This window comes from Pseudocitrobacter sp. CD920760, from assembly GCF_057782505.1.
This window is the reverse complement of the sequence record NZ_CM173490.1, coordinates 426,522-439,418: the sequence shown is the minus strand read 5'-3', so window position 1 is coordinate 439,418 and position 12,897 is coordinate 426,522. Positions and strand designations below refer to the sequence as shown.

At 46.9% G+C, this 12,897-nt stretch carries 13 protein-coding genes; all 13 read left to right on the top strand.

Annotation, left to right across the window (positions count from 1 at the left end):
- Positions 1 to 17 precede the first annotated feature (17 nt).
- A complete protein-coding gene (locus tag AC1MKH_RS01945) occupies positions 18 to 371 on the top strand; it encodes a hypothetical protein (RefSeq protein ID WP_276220745.1) in 354 nt (117 codons plus the stop codon).
- On the top strand, positions 364 to 795 hold the full coding sequence (locus AC1MKH_RS01940; protein WP_276220746.1) for a hypothetical protein: 432 nt from the start codon (positions 364 to 366) through the stop codon (positions 793 to 795). Before AC1MKH_RS01945 ends, AC1MKH_RS01940 begins: the two co-directional genes overlap by 8 nt.
- 47 nt (positions 796 to 842) lie before the next feature.
- Complete coding sequence (locus AC1MKH_RS01935) at positions 843 to 1,271, top strand: DUF2787 family protein (protein WP_059387051.1); 429 nt, start codon at positions 843 to 845, stop codon at positions 1,269 to 1,271.
- 58 nt (positions 1,272 to 1,329) lie between these two features.
- Positions 1,330 to 1,794 (top strand): lecithin retinol acyltransferase family protein, encoded by a 465-nt coding sequence (locus AC1MKH_RS01930; RefSeq protein WP_049038183.1) that lies wholly within the window; start codon positions 1,330 to 1,332, stop codon positions 1,792 to 1,794.
- Positions 1,782 to 2,012 (top strand): DeoR family transcriptional regulator, encoded by a 231-nt coding sequence (locus AC1MKH_RS01925; protein ID WP_170239648.1) that lies wholly within the window; start codon positions 1,782 to 1,784, stop codon positions 2,010 to 2,012. Before AC1MKH_RS01930 ends, AC1MKH_RS01925 begins: the two co-directional genes overlap by 13 nt.
- Positions 2,013 to 2,086: 74 nt before the next feature.
- The gene (locus tag AC1MKH_RS01920; RefSeq protein WP_239698394.1) at positions 2,087 to 2,473 is read left to right on the top strand and encodes a hypothetical protein; all 387 of its coding nucleotides are present in this window, start codon (positions 2,087 to 2,089) and stop codon (positions 2,471 to 2,473) included.
- A 143-nt stretch (positions 2,474 to 2,616) separates the two neighbouring features.
- Positions 2,617 to 3,366, top strand: coding sequence for a YaaW family protein (locus AC1MKH_RS01915; protein WP_000257250.1), 750 nt, complete (start codon positions 2,617 to 2,619; stop codon positions 3,364 to 3,366).
- Between the two features lie 102 nt (positions 3,367 to 3,468).
- Positions 3,469 to 4,182: a helix-turn-helix transcriptional regulator gene (locus tag AC1MKH_RS01910; protein WP_032165642.1), complete on the top strand. Its 714-nt coding sequence runs from the start codon at positions 3,469 to 3,471 to the stop codon at positions 4,180 to 4,182.
- Positions 4,183 to 4,240: 58 nt separating this feature from the next.
- Positions 4,241 to 4,552 (top strand): hypothetical protein, encoded by a 312-nt coding sequence (locus AC1MKH_RS01905; protein ID WP_000582609.1) that lies wholly within the window; start codon positions 4,241 to 4,243, stop codon positions 4,550 to 4,552.
- A 70-nt stretch (positions 4,553 to 4,622) separates the two neighbouring features.
- The gene (locus AC1MKH_RS01900) at positions 4,623 to 6,491 is read left to right on the top strand and encodes a DUF262 domain-containing protein (RefSeq protein ID WP_276220756.1); all 1,869 of its coding nucleotides are present in this window, start codon (positions 4,623 to 4,625) and stop codon (positions 6,489 to 6,491) included.
- Positions 6,492 to 6,694: 203 nt separating this feature from the next.
- Positions 6,695 to 8,251 carry a type I restriction-modification system subunit M gene (locus tag AC1MKH_RS01895; protein WP_276220758.1) on the top strand — a complete coding sequence of 519 codons (1,557 nt, stop codon included), beginning with the start codon at positions 6,695 to 6,697 and terminating at the stop codon, positions 8,249 to 8,251.
- Positions 8,248 to 9,522 carry a restriction endonuclease subunit S gene (locus AC1MKH_RS01890; protein ID WP_276220760.1) on the top strand — a complete coding sequence of 425 codons (1,275 nt, stop codon included), beginning with the start codon at positions 8,248 to 8,250 and terminating at the stop codon, positions 9,520 to 9,522. The genes AC1MKH_RS01895 and AC1MKH_RS01890 overlap by 4 nt, the downstream gene beginning before the upstream one ends.
- A gap of 115 nt (positions 9,523 to 9,637) precedes the next feature.
- Positions 9,638 to 12,754: an HsdR family type I site-specific deoxyribonuclease gene (locus AC1MKH_RS01885; RefSeq protein ID WP_276220761.1), complete on the top strand. Its 3,117-nt coding sequence runs from the start codon at positions 9,638 to 9,640 to the stop codon at positions 12,752 to 12,754.
- Positions 12,755 to 12,897 lie beyond the last annotated feature (143 nt).

Genomic DNA, 12,897 nt, shown 5'->3' with positions numbered 1-12,897 from the left:
TAATTATGGAGATAATCATGTTTAAACTCACGACCCCTACCAGTCTTCCCCTTCTCAACTTGCCCGCCTCCGCGCTGGAAGCCCTCAGCAATGAAATCCTTGGCCCCGTCGATGATATCGACCTGTTTACCGCCTTCTGGAACGAAACGGGAACCCTGCTCTGGCATCTCAACCACGATGACACGCTGCCCGAAGACCCGCTGCTGGCAGTCGCTCTGGCTAACCCGGAATACGTCACCGCACTTGATGATGGCTGGTATCTCCTGCTGGGTATCGTCTGCGATAACGGTCAGGGTATCTATCTGGTGTTCCCGGGCACGACCGTTATCACTGAGCTACAGAATCTGATTGAGGCGCTGACCCATGAGTAAGAAAAAAATCGCTACCGAAGCCGCCGTCACCGAAAGCTATACCGTGTTCTACAGTGGGGACGCCGAGAAAATCAGCCCCCACAGTAAGGGGCTGCTGACGTTTGAGCTGGGTAAGGAGGGTGATACCGGCAGCCTTGCCCTGCGCTTAACCGCCAATGGCGAAGGAGGCCTGTTCTCTCGTGAATGGATAGCGCTTGATGCGATTCACGCCATTCTGGAACAGCAGCAGGACAGCTTCCCGTCCCGTGTGTTTCGACCGCTGTTTGGTCAGGGCAGTACCAACAACGCCGGGTTTCTTGCCGCCGTACTCAGAAGTCCGGATATCTGCCTTATCGAAGCGGACAGCAGCAGACTCTTTATGCACCGCTGCTACGCCGACTGGCAGCACCGTCTGACGCAGCTTGCCGCAATCAGCCAGGACTAATCCCCCGCTTTTTCTGTGTTCCATACCCCTTAAAAAGGAAATTCACTATGTCATCACCCGCTATATTGCAGGGCGGCTATGTGCTGCCGCTCTCCCGGTCGTTCACCCAAATGCTTCTGGATATCGTCGCGCAAAAACCGCCTCATCGTCACCCCATCACCGGATTAACCATTAACTTTCGTGACCCTGAATACTCACCGGAAACGGGTGGCTGGCATCCGGTCGAAATACGCCTCATCCCTGCCGGAGAAGACTGGCAGCTCGATTACGTCACCGATTTTCACTATGCAGGACATCCGTGGCCTGAACTTGAAAAAGATGTCGATGTGAGCTGGACGCATCAGTACACGTGGCTCTCCCGCTGCGGCGATATCTCTCATGTCGACGCCCGTGAGTTCTGGTCGCTATGGGAAAGTAACTTTATGGCTTACCACGATATGGGGGTTTTCACGGTCCGTACGTTGTGGGAAAGCTGAGTGTTCACAACGTTTCCCCCGCATCCCCCCTCTCCCCCGTAGTAAGGAACTGAATGTTATGTACCGGCTTCTGCTGCTGAACTTCGTGGATTCATTTATCGATAACTGCATTCTGTCCTGCGTCGATGAACCGGCTTACGGCGGTATCGTGCAGTGCGAACTGCTTTTTGGCCTTGCCGCACACAGCGGTATCTATGTGGGTAACGGCGATATTGTTCATCTTGATGGAGATGGAACCGTTATCAAAAGTAAGGCCAAAGGGTTTCTTGACCGGCTCGATGGCTGGAACTCCGCTATCTCGGTGTATACCGACTGTATGGATTTGACGCCTCAGGGTTGTGCTCAGGCCGCTGAACGGGCAAAGGCGGCAGTGGGCCAGCGCTATCCCTACAGCTTGCTCGACTTTAACTGCCACCGGTTCACTGCCCGCTGCGTTACCGGCAATTCATGCCCTGATATCTGGCTTGCCAGACACCTCGATTCATTTCAGAAAGGGGACCGATGGCGTGTATGGCAACGATGAAGGCCAGCCGTTACAGGCAACGTGTCGCCGGGCAGGGAGAACGGCTTATCCGGCTTACCATGGCCCTGTTTTATGGTCAGACGATATCTGTTCGCTATATCACCCGGCAGTTTGACGTATCTCCCCGTACGGCAAGACGGGACCTCACTCATCTGGCCTTTGTGCTGGAATCCGCTGGCCCTCACCGCTGGCGACTGGCTCCCTCGCTGAAACCCTAACTTTTTTCTCTGCCGGACATCTCCTGACCACTCCGTATGGCAGGCTGTCTCCGCTTTTCAATCCATAAGGGAACATGATGAAAGTTTTAAAACTGTTAACCGCCGCAATTCTGCTTTCCGCCTTCAGCCACAGCGCGTTCGCCGACGAGCAGGCTGACGCTCAGATGATTACCAATTCGACCTTCTGCGCGATGTACTCCACCCGCCTGACCCAGACCAGCGACAGCGGCCTTCAGTTAAAAGGCGTCAATCTCAATGCCCGCATCAACGGACCGGTATTCAACAGGGTACTTCAGGTGATGAACAAGACCTATGGCAGAACCTGGCTCGAATCAAATGCCCGTAACGGCAGCATGACCGCCATGCAACTTTCGCAGTCGGAGCTTCTGTATAACCCGGAATATGCCCGGCAGTGCGATGCTTTTGCGGATAAAGTGGAAAAGGAATGGCGCGGAAAGTAATCCCGACGCGTTATACCTCTATCCGGTGAACAGAAACCTGCTTTTGGGCAGGTTTTTTTTTTACTTTTTTATTTTCAGGCGGACAAACGCTGTCCGGGGGCTTCCTTAAACTGTCAGGTCCAATGTCTGCAATGAGGTGAAATATGGCTACCTACCGACACGACCCCGACCTTGAGTTTCTGCGCCACTGCCATCGTGACGATCTGGATTTACTGGTTTCTGTGCTTATCTGCGATCCGAAAGACGGACTGGCACGCATCACGGAAACGCTGACCTATGATCCTCAGTATAAAAAACACAAACCCAACCACCCGCGCTACTGGGATGCCATTGCCGCCGAGGTTCAGACGTTTGGGGCGAACAGCTTTGCCACGCTGCTCCGCTGGGGTAAAGGGGTGCTGTACCGGGAAATTCTCACCGATGCCTGCGATAAAATGAAGGTGAACTACAACAACAAATCCAGTGTTGAAACCATTGAAATGAATCTGCTGATGAAGATCCTGGAGAAAAGCCTTGAGAAGATGACGCCCGATCAGCTAAAGACCGTGGCGGAAGAATTGCAGACAGGCTACAGCAACCCCACGCCGGAGTTGCTGACCATGGCAATCCAGGCGGGGATAAAAACATCCGGGTTTGCGGCCTATCAGATGGCACTTGTTGTCACAAATGGTGTGGCGAAAGCCCTGTTAGGCAGAGGGCTGACCGTTGCAGGAAATGCCATGCTGACGCGTACCATGGGCGCTTTTGCCGGTCCCGTGGGCTGGGTGCTCAGTTCTCTCTGGCTGCTGATTGATTTAGCCGGTCCCGCATACCGGGTGACGCTACCATCCTGCATTTTTATTGCCTACATGCGCCAGAAGCATCTTTATTCACCTGAGAATACTGACGTTTAGCACTTACATTTAAGGTATTCAGACTTTAAAAAACTTCAGAGGGCGGACAAATCCTGTCCGCTACTGCTGGCATTATTTCCCGGCTAAATTCGGAAATGATGTATGACGCTGATAACACAAGAAAACGAACATGACAGACTGGCAACCCGCCTTTCCATCATCCTGAGCCGTTTGTTTCAGGGTGAAAAGCTGCATATCGGGACGCTGGCAGAAGAATTTGGAGTGACGACGCGAACACTGCGACGGGATTTCAACGTCCGTCTGACGTACCTTGATATTGAACAGAGCAACGGCGTGTATCAGCTTGCTTCGCATTACTTTCGTCGCCGCACGGAACGGGATATGAAGATACTGGCGAGACTGCTGCATCTTGACCGTCTGTTACCCGCGATGGACGCCAAACTGCTGAGCCTGATGCTTGACGGGGAACGCCCCTCGCCCTACAGGATTATGCTACCGGAGCCGCGCCAGAAACCCACGCTGTTCGGTGATTTCAGCAGACTGACGCTCGCCATACTTAACCAGACCCAGGTGCGTATCAGAACCGACGAAAACGTCAGCCATACCGTTCATCCCTACCGTCTGCTTTGCAGCCATGCGGAGTGGTTTCTTGCCGGATGTACGTCATCGGGCGTGTTCGTTATTTCCCTGTCCCGAATCAGGCTGGTTGAGGTATTACCGGATACAACGTTTGAGATCGATAACACACTCATTTCGCTGATTGAACAGTCTGACTTTATGGAAGCCTTACCCCACATGAACATTATTCATCAGATAATGCATTACGGGAGTAAACAGACGAATAATCGTAATTAAAATCACAACATATTATTAGTGATGATTAAATCACATTAACATGATAAGTGAGAAAGTTATGATTATCGATAAAGAATACGCACTTGTAGATGCGACCGCAAGACTTAACACTGACCTGAGGGATTATGAACATGAAATAAACAACGCCGCCATTATAACATTTGGCAATGACCTCATTGAGGTAATCGTATATCAGTTCAGCTTTATCATCAGCATCAGGGCAGAGGGTGAAAAAATAAAGCACGGCCTTCTTGTTAACTTCGGTAAAAATATAGCAAGACAGGTTTCATCACTTTGTGCATCCGCAATGCGAGTCTACCCTAACGAAAAACACAAACCGAGCCGTCAGCTTTTCCACTGCATAAATTAGTTTGTGCAAAGACTGTACTACCGACACGCTTTAAATTAAAATAGGCCAGCTAATATAACATATGAGGTTTATGATGGCTGGCCAGTATGAAAAAGCAATAACGATAAAACAAGCGATAGACTCAATTAATTTACGCCACTATCTTCTGCCTGCAATTCAGAGGAAGTTCGTCTGGAGCAGCAGGCAGATATGTCTGCTGTTTGATTCCATCATGCGAGACTACCCGATAAACTCTTTCATGATGTGGGATATCCGTAGTGCCAGTATTAAAAACGATTACAAATTCTATGAATTCCTAAAAGAATACTGTCAGCGATTTAATGAAGAAAATCCCTGCGTAGCAACAAATGCTGGATTTCATGATTTCAAGGCTGTGATTGATGGTCAGCAACGTCTCACATCATTATATATTGGATTGTGTGGAACGTATGCGTATAAACAGCCCCGGGTGTGGTGGCCTTCGGCACAGGATGATCGCATCCTGCCGCCAAGAAAGCTTTACGTCGATTTAACAGCGCCACTTAATTCAGACGATGAGCTCATGATGAAGTATAACTTCAGGTTCCTGACCGACAAGCAATACACTGATTCACTTACAGACAACAAACATCACTGGTTCTGCCTGCACGAAATATTCAAATACGAGCAGTATGATTCCCCTGATGATATTTTATTTAACGTTGTCGTACCAGAACTTGAAAAAAGAGATCTCATTTCCAGTGAGTTTTCCAGAAAAACTCTGCTGAGACTTTATACAAAAATAAGAACTGAGAACATCATCCACTACTTCAATGAGAGTAGTCAGGATATTGACCATGTGCTGGATGTTTTCATACGCACGAACAGCGGGGGGACAAAACTTGAGTTCTCCGACTTACTGATGTCAATAGCGGTAGCGCACTGGCAGGGGGATTTCAGAAGAGAACTGGATGAACTGACAAAAAATATTTATCAGAACAACGAGATGGGGTTTTATATTGAAAGAGACTGGTTCTTAAAAACCAGCCTGATGCTTATTGACTCTGACGTCCGGTTCAAAGTAAAAAACTTCACTTCAGAGGAGGTCGGTAAGATACAACAGCAATGGTCTGAAATAAAATCCTGTATCAAGGAGACTTTTATTCTTGTCAGGCGATTCGGCATCAATCCACAGTCTTTGATATCTAAAAATGCAGTCATTCCTGTGGTCTACTGGCTTTACAAAAAGCAAACCAGTGGACATCCATTATATACAACGATTAATCTCCTGAATAAGAACCACAATGAACGCTCAGTAATTAGCCAGTGGTTTTACATGGTACTTCTGAAAGGGATCTTTGGAAGCCAGGCCGATGCGCTACTCACGAGCATCAGAGATGTAATGAAAAATAGTCTTTCAGATATTCATTTTCCTCTTGAGAAGATTATTGACAGATATAAAGGCTCGAATAAGGACCTCAGATTTGACGACGAATACATCGAAAGCCTTCTCAATATCAGATATGGCGAAGGTCGTTGCCGCGCACTATTGCATCTTCTGTTCCCTGAAATGAATCCGACCGAGGTGTTTCATATTGATCACCTTCACCCAAGAAATCACTTCTCAAAGAAATATCTTGAAAGATTAGATTATGTTGCGAACTCACCAGAGAACCTCAGCTTTTATGAAAACCCGGAACACTGGGACACCATACCGAATCTTCATTTACTGAATCATTCTCAGAATATAAGTAAACAGGATACTTCCCTGAAACAATGGCTATCTCATTCATCAAACAACTATACGCCATCAATGCTGTTAGTTTCAGATGACAATATTGAGTTCAGTCGCTTCCCGGAATTCTACAATGAGCGAAGAAACGCCCTGAAGCAAAGACTACTGAATCGGGTATTTCTTACAACAAAAATAGATTCATCACCATCCACAATGGATACGGATGAAGAAATTCTCACCGACTGAACGTTCAGCCCCGATAGTATTGGGGCTTCAGTATTTATCGTCAGCACAACGTTTCTACTGGCCTGACTGAAAGAGTGTTGGCTACACAACCGGGCAAACGAACTCTCAGTGCAAGGCATGACATACAAAGCCTGTCATCCATATGAAATTGCGATAAAATCGGGCCAATAACAGTACTTAAGAATCATACAACAGGATACAAGATGACAAGCCTTCAGCAGCGTGCAGAGCTACACCGTCAAATCTGGGCCATTGCCAATGATGTCAGGGGCTCAGTAGATGGATGGGATTTTAAACAGTATGTACTCGGTGCACTTTTCTACCGCTTCATCAGTGAGAATTTTTCCAGCTACATGGAAGCAGGGGATGAGAGCATACATTATGCAGCACTTGATGACAGCATCATTACCGATGACATCAAAGACGATGCCATCAGGACTAAAGGTTACTTCATATACCCGAGCCAGCTGTTCTGCAACGTTGCCGCTAAAGCGAACACCAACGACAGGCTGAATGCTGATTTAAACAGTATCTTCGTCGCTATTGAAAGCTCTGCCTACGGCTATCCGTCTGAAGCTGACATCAAAGGCCTGTTTGCCGATTTCGATACGACAAGCAATCGACTGGGTAACACCGTCAAGGACAAAAACAGCCGTCTTGCTGCCGTTCTGAAAGGCGTTGAGGGGCTAAAGCTCGGGGATTTTAATGAGCACCAGATTGACCTTTTCGGTGATGCCTACGAGTTCCTGATTTCAAACTATGCGGCGAATGCCGGTAAGTCTGGAGGGGAGTTCTTCACACCTCAGCACGTATCTAAGCTGATTGCTCAGCTTGCGATGCACGGTCAGACTCATGTCAACAAAATCTATGACCCTGCTGCAGGCTCTGGCTCACTGCTGCTTCAGGCGAAGAAGCACTTTGATAACCATATCATTGAAGACGGTTTTTATGGTCAGGAGATAAATCATACAACCTTTAACCTGGCGCGTATGAACATGTTCCTGCACAACATCAACTACGACAAATTTGATATCAGACTGGGGAATACCCTGACTGAGCCTCACTTTGGCGATGAAAAACCGTTTGATGCTATTGTCTCTAACCCACCGTACTCGGTTAAGTGGATTGGTAGTGATGACCCGACCCTGATTAACGATGAGCGTTTTGCTCCTGCTGGCGTACTGGCCCCGAAATCAAAAGCTGACTTTGCGTTTGTGCTACATGCACTAAACTACCTGTCAGCTAAAGGGCGTGCAGCAATAGTTTGCTTCCCCGGTATTTTCTACCGTGGCGGAGCAGAGCAGAAAATCCGCCAGTACCTGGTCGACAACAACTATGTTGAAACGGTGATTTCTCTGGCACCAAACCTGTTCTTTGGCACCACCATTGCCGTTAACATTCTGGTGCTGTCCAAGCACAAAACAGATACCCGCGTTCAGTTTATTGACGCCAGCGGGTTGTTTAAGAAAGAAACCAATAACAATATCCTGACTGATGGTCATATTAAGCAGATTATGGATGTGTTCAACAGTAAGGCAGATACTGACCATCTGGCGAAAACGGTGCCATTAGAGACTGTTGCTGGTAATGACTACAATCTGTCTGTCAGTAGCTACGTCGAAGCAAAAGATACCCGTGAAATCGTCGATATCACCGAACTGAATGTTGAGCTTAAAACCACGGTCAGCAAAATCGACCAGTTACGCAAAGACATTGATGCGATTGTGGCAGAAATTGAAGGCTACGAGGCGCAGGCATGAGTAAGCTAAATTATCTGGAAAAACTGCTGGAGGGGATTGAGGTTGAGTGGTTCCCTCTCGGTAAGGTTGCAAAAAAAATTTATTCTGGTGGCACCCCTGATACTAAAAAAACAGAATATTGGGAGCATGGAACTATCCCCTGGATGAGTTCAGGTGAAGTAAATTTAAAAACCATCAAAGAAACTGAGACATTCATTACTGAGGATGGATTAAATAACTCAAGTGCTAAATTTGTTCCTGAAAATTCCATTGTTATGGCATTAGCAGGTCAGGGTAAAACTCGTGGTAAAGTAGCAAGAACCCGCATTAAATTAACCACCAATCAATCGCTTGCAGCCATTACATTTGATGAGCGGAAGATCAATTCAGATTATATTTTCCACTTTTTGGAAACCCAGTATGATAATCTACGTCAGATATCATCTGGGAACAGCGGGCGTGGTGGGCTGAATCTTCAAATGATTTCAGCATATAAAGCCCCCATTCCTTGCCCGGGCGATCCAGAAAAGTCTCTTGCTATCCAGTCCGAAATCGTGCGGATTCTTGATAAATTTACTGCGCTTACAGCTGAGCTTACAGCTGAGCTTACCATGCGTAAAAAACAGTACAACTACTATCGCGATCAATTACTGAGTTTCAAAGAGGGTAACGTTGCGTGGAAAACATTGGGGGAAATTTCGAGAAAGATTTCATCCGGAGGAACCCCAAAAACTGGGGTGACTGAATATTATGATGGCACTATCCCCTGGCTGAGAACCCAAGAAGTGGATTTTAGGGAGATATGGGACACGGAGATAAAAATCACCGAAGAAGGTTTGAAAACCTCAAGCGCGAAATGGATACCAAAGGATTGCATCATAATTGCTATGTATGGAGCAACTGTTGGTAAAATTGGCATTAATAAAATCCCAATGACAACTAATCAAGCATGCGCAAATATTCAACTTGACGAAGAAATTGTACATTACAGATATGTGTTTCATTTCTTATGCAGTCAGTACGCATATATTAAGTCACTTGGGACTGGCTCCCAGACGAACATAAATGCGCAGATTGTTAAAAATATAAAAATCCCGGTCCCTTTTGCAGAAAACCCTGAAAAATCGCTTAATGAACAATTACGTATCGTCAATATACTCGATAAATTCGACACATTAACAAGCTCTATCACCGAAGGCTTACCTCGTGAAATCGAGCTACGTCAGAAGCAGTACGAGTATTATCGTGACTTGCTGTTCAGCTTCCCGAAAACAGAAACCGCCAGCAACTGACAGACCATTGATACCGGTAGGGTATGTTTTCCCCTGCCAGTGTCAGGCCTTACGAATTCCGGAAGATGCTTCTGATACCCTTCCGGACTTTGCCAGATGACGCACAGGATGCACCATGACACAACAAACACATACCATTGCTGAATCCAATAACTTTATCGTCCTTGATAAGTACACTAAAGCGCAGGAAACTGGTGAGAGTTACCAGAGCGAATCGGATCTTGAGCGGGAGCTGATTCAGGACCTTCTTAATCAGGGTTATGAGTTTATCTCCGTTAAGTCACCGACAGCGATGCTGGCGAATGTGCGGGACCAGCTTCAGCGTCTTAATGGTGTGGAGTTTAACGAAAGTGAATGGCGGCGTTTCGCAGAGCAGTATCTCGATAGCCCCAGTGACAGCAGCCTGGACAAAACCCGTAAAATCCATATCGACTATATCTGTGATTTCACGTTTGATGACGGTCGTCTGGAAAACATCTATCTGATAGATAAAAAGAACCTGCTGCGCAATAAGGTGCAGGTCATTCAGCAGTTTGAGCAGACTGGCTCACACGCTAACCGTTATGACGTCACCATTCTGGTCAACGGCCTTCCGCTGGTGCAAATCGAACTCAAAAAGCGTGGCGTGGCGATTCGTGAAGCCTTTAACCAGATACACCGTTACAGCAAGGAAAGCTTTAACAGCGATAACTCCCTGTTTAAATACCTGCAACTCTTCGTGATTTCCAACGGGACTGATACCCGGTACTTTGCCAGTACCACTAAACGGGATAAAAATAGCTTTGATTTCACCATGAACTGGGCAAAGTCGGATAACACTCTGATTAAGGACCTGAAGGACTTTACCGCCACTTTCTTCCAGAAGCATACCCTGCTGAATGTTCTGTTTAATTACAGCGTGTTTGACAGCAGCCAGACGCTGCTCGTCATGCGCCCCTATCAGATTGCCGCCACCGAGCGCATTCTCTGGAAAATCAACAGCTCTTTTAAAGCGAAGAACTGGTCAAAACCCGAAAGCGGTGGATTTATCTGGCATACCACAGGGTCAGGAAAAACCCTGACCAGCTTTAAGGCCGCACGTCTGGCTACTGAGCTGGACTTTATCGATAAAGTCTTCTTCGTGGTCGACAGGAAAGACCTCGATTACCAGACCATGAAGGAGTATCAGCGCTTCTCTCCGGACAGTGTCAATGGTTCGGATAATACAGCAGGCCTCAGAAGAAACCTGGATAAAGACGATAACAAAATCATCGTCACAACCATTCAGAAACTCAATAACCTGATGAAATCTGAAGCTGACCTGCCCGTCTACCAACAGCAGGTGGTGTTTATCTTTGATGAGTGTCACCGTAGCCAGTTTGGTGAGGCCCAGAAAAACCTCAAAAAGAAATTCAGACGCTTTTATCAGTTTGGTTTTACCGGTACGCCTATTTTCCCCGAAAACGCACTGGGAGCAGAAACCACAACCAGCGTGTTCGGACGTGAATTACATTCTTACGTAATTACTGATGCGATTCGTGATGAAAAAGTGCTGAAGTTTAAGGTGGACTATAACGATGTCCGCCCACAGTTTAAGTCTCTTGAAACGGAAACTGATGAGAAAAAACTCAGCGCGGCTGAAAACCACCAGGCCTTTCTGCACCCACTGCGTATCCAGGAAATAACGCAATACATTCTCAATAACTTCCGTCAGAAAACACACCGAACCTTCCCGGGAGCTAAGGGCTTTAACGCCATGTTAGCAGTTAGCAGCGTGGACGCGGCGAAAGCTTATTACACGACGTTTAAAATGCTACAGGAAGAAGCAGAGAAGAAATCTGGCAGCTATAAACGCCTTCGGGTTGCAACCATCTTCTCCTTTGCTGCAAATGAAGAGCAAAGCGCCATTGGTGATATTACTGACGAAAGCTTTGATACCAGTGCAATGAACCGCAGCGCGAAGGAATTCCTGGATTCAGCTATTGATGACTATAACAACCACTTTAAAACCAATTTCAGCACCGACAGTAACGGTTTCCAGAACTACTACCGCGATTTAGCTCAGCGAGTGAAAAATCAGGATATTGACCTTCTCATCGTGGTGGGAATGTTCTTAACCGGCTTCGATGCCCCGATGCTGAACACTCTGTTTGTTGACAAAAACCTGCGTTATCACGGTCTGATGCAGGCATTTTCCCGCACAAACCGTATCTATGATGCCACCAAAACCTTCGGCAATATCGTGACTTTCAGGGACCTGGAGCGTCCGACCATTGATGCCATCACGCTTTTTGGCGACAAAAACACCAAGAATGTGGTACTAGAAAAAAGCTACGAAGAGTACATGCAGGGCTTTACCGATGCGGCAACCGGTGAGGCTAAACGAGGTTTTATGGCTGTTGTTTCGGAGCTGGAGCAGCGCTTCCCTGACCCTGCCAGTATCGACAGTGAAAAAGAGAAAAAAGCCTTCGTCAAACTGTTTGGTGAATATCTGCGGGCAGAAAACATCCTGCAAAACTACGATGAATTTGCCACGCTGAAAGCCCTGCAGAAGGTTGATATTAGTGACCCGGAAGCGGTAGCAACCTTTAAAGCAGAGCACTATGTGGATGATGAAAAATTTGCTGAATTACAAACCATTCGTCTCCCGGCAGAACGTAAAGTTCAGGACTATCGCTCAGCATACAATGATATCCGGGACTGGCAGCGACGCGAAAAAGCAGCAAACGACAGGGATACATCAACCACAGACTGGGATGACGTGGTGTTTGAAATTGACCTGCTTAAGTCGCAGGAGATTAACCTGGACTACATCCTTGGTCTGATTTTCGACCACAACAGAGAGAAAAAAGGTAAAGAAGCCCTGACTGAAGAGGTCAGACGCTTAATCCGCTCAAGTCTGGGCAACCGTGCCAAAGAAGGTCTGATTGTTGACTTTATTCAGCAAACTAACCTTGATGACATGCCGGACAAGGCCAGTATCATTGATGCATTCTTTACCTATGCTCAGCATGAACAGCAGCGGGAAGCAGAAGCGTTGATTAAGGAAGAAAACCTCAATGAAGAGGCTGCAAGGCGCTATATCCGCACATCACTAAAACGGGAATATGCTACCGAAAATGGGACGGAGTTAAACGAGACGCTACCAAAGCTCAGTCCGTTGAATCCTCAGTACAAAACGAAAAAGCAGACTGTATTCCAGAAAATTGGGGCGTTTATCGAAAAATTTAAAGGGGTTGGAGGACACCTCTAGTTGCCAGATAAAAGAACAATGCGCCACCGCAATTTATAGGTAAGATTGTATCTTTTAAACTGCGTCAGACCTGTACGATCGATGAAGCGCTGGTTAATGTTAATGCTAACTGGATGAATTTTTAACGCACATTCAAACAATTA

Coding starts and splice junctions, on each gene's coding strand:
- AC1MKH_RS01945 (WP_276220745.1), top strand. CDS start 18: ATGTTTAAACTCACGACCCCTACCAGTCTTCCCCTTCTCAACTTGCCC.
- AC1MKH_RS01940 (WP_276220746.1), top strand. CDS start 364: ATGAGTAAGAAAAAAATCGCTACCGAAGCCGCCGTCACCGAAAGCTAT.
- AC1MKH_RS01935 (WP_059387051.1), top strand. CDS start 843: ATGTCATCACCCGCTATATTGCAGGGCGGCTATGTGCTGCCGCTCTCC.
- AC1MKH_RS01930 (WP_049038183.1), top strand. CDS start 1,330: ATGTACCGGCTTCTGCTGCTGAACTTCGTGGATTCATTTATCGATAAC.
- AC1MKH_RS01925 (WP_170239648.1), top strand. CDS start 1,782: ATGGCAACGATGAAGGCCAGCCGTTACAGGCAACGTGTCGCCGGGCAG.
- AC1MKH_RS01920 (WP_239698394.1), top strand. CDS start 2,087: ATGATGAAAGTTTTAAAACTGTTAACCGCCGCAATTCTGCTTTCCGCC.
- AC1MKH_RS01915 (WP_000257250.1), top strand. CDS start 2,617: ATGGCTACCTACCGACACGACCCCGACCTTGAGTTTCTGCGCCACTGC.
- AC1MKH_RS01910 (WP_032165642.1), top strand. CDS start 3,469: ATGACGCTGATAACACAAGAAAACGAACATGACAGACTGGCAACCCGC.
- AC1MKH_RS01905 (WP_000582609.1), top strand. CDS start 4,241: ATGATTATCGATAAAGAATACGCACTTGTAGATGCGACCGCAAGACTT.
- AC1MKH_RS01900 (WP_276220756.1), top strand. CDS start 4,623: ATGATGGCTGGCCAGTATGAAAAAGCAATAACGATAAAACAAGCGATA.
- AC1MKH_RS01895 (WP_276220758.1), top strand. CDS start 6,695: ATGACAAGCCTTCAGCAGCGTGCAGAGCTACACCGTCAAATCTGGGCC.
- AC1MKH_RS01890 (WP_276220760.1), top strand. CDS start 8,248: ATGAGTAAGCTAAATTATCTGGAAAAACTGCTGGAGGGGATTGAGGTT.
- AC1MKH_RS01885 (WP_276220761.1), top strand. CDS start 9,638: ATGACACAACAAACACATACCATTGCTGAATCCAATAACTTTATCGTC.